This window comes from Natrinema soli, assembly GCF_028618695.1.
In genome coordinates, this window is the sequence record NZ_JAQIVI010000208.1 from 1 (window position 1) to 1215 (window position 1215).

Annotated in this window: 2 protein-coding genes; both read left to right on the top strand. The window is 62.4% G+C overall.

Annotated elements, in window-relative coordinates; translation table 11 throughout:
* On the top strand, positions 1-215 hold a 215-nt coding region (locus PGX04_RS13460; protein WP_273738968.1), incomplete at its 5' end, for a CDP-archaeol synthase.
* 321 nt (positions 216-536) lie between these two features.
* Positions 537-1215: thiamine pyrophosphate-dependent dehydrogenase E1 component subunit alpha (locus tag PGX04_RS13465; protein ID WP_273738969.1), on the top strand; the 679-nt coding region annotated here is incomplete at its 3' end.

A 1215-nucleotide genomic window follows, 5' to 3' on the forward strand; every position in this document is an offset into this window, starting at 1 on the left:
GAAGCGGCCGCCAGCGCGGCGCGATGTTCCCGGGGCTCGACCAGCTGGATTTCGTCGTCGTCTCGCTCCCACTGGTCGCCCTGCTGGATTTCGAGTGGTTTCAGTCCTGGTTTACGCTCGAGGTGATCCTCGTCGTCGTCGTCCTCACGCCGGTCCTCCACGTGACGACGAACATGATCGCGTACGAGCTCGGGCTGAAAAACGAACCGTGGTAGCCCGTCCTCGAACGACTCGGAGAACGCACGCGATACCGGTACATCTCTCACGAACGTACTCCGATCGGTATCCGATCAGTGGGGGACAGCGATCGTCCGACGTTTCTGTCCGCCGATTCGTATTCGTCTCGTGATTATTGGATTCAGTACTGAACAGGGTTCGAGGAATTTCTCCAATTCTCCTCGAAACGGTGAATTTAGACACATGTGCGAAAAATCATAAATCGGTTCTATCGGTGACTCGAGGCGTGAATAGCTATATATCGGCTCGCACTGACTCCTCTACAGAGTCACATGGTGGCTGTTAGCAAACTACAAGGAATGTACGAGGAGATGGTGACAGCGCGTCACTACGAAGAGCGCCTTCAGGAGGAGTACCTCGAGGGGAAACAGCCCGCGTTCGACATCTCCGCCGGGCCGATTCCCGGCGAGTTGCACCTCGCCGCGGGCCACGAGGCGTCCGGTGCGGGTGTGTGCCAGCACTTGCGGGACGACGACACGGTCACGGCTCCCCACCGTCCCCACCACATCGCCATCGCAAAGGGCGTCGACTTAAAGCGGATGACCGCCGAGATCTTCGGCCGCGAGACCGGCCTCAGCGAGGGGAAAGGCGGCCACATGCACCTCTTCGATCCCGACGTCAACTTCGCGTGCAGCGGGATCATCGCCGAGGGCTGTCCGCCAGCGGTCGGCGCCGGACTGGCCGCGAAGAAGCGCAACACCGACAGCGTCGCCGTCGCGTTCCTCGGCGAGGGCGCGATCGATCAGGGCGCGTTCCTCGAGTCGCTGAACCTGGCGAGCGTTCAGAACCTCCCCGTCGTCTTCGTGATCGAGGACAACGACTGGGCCATCAGCATGCCCAAAGAGCGCGTCACCGACGTCAAGAACGGCGCACAGCGCGCCGGCGGGTTCGACCTCCCGGGTGCCCGCGTCGACGTCGACGACGCCGTCGCCGTCTACGAGGCCGCCGGGGAAGCTATCGGCCGCGCCCGCGACGGAA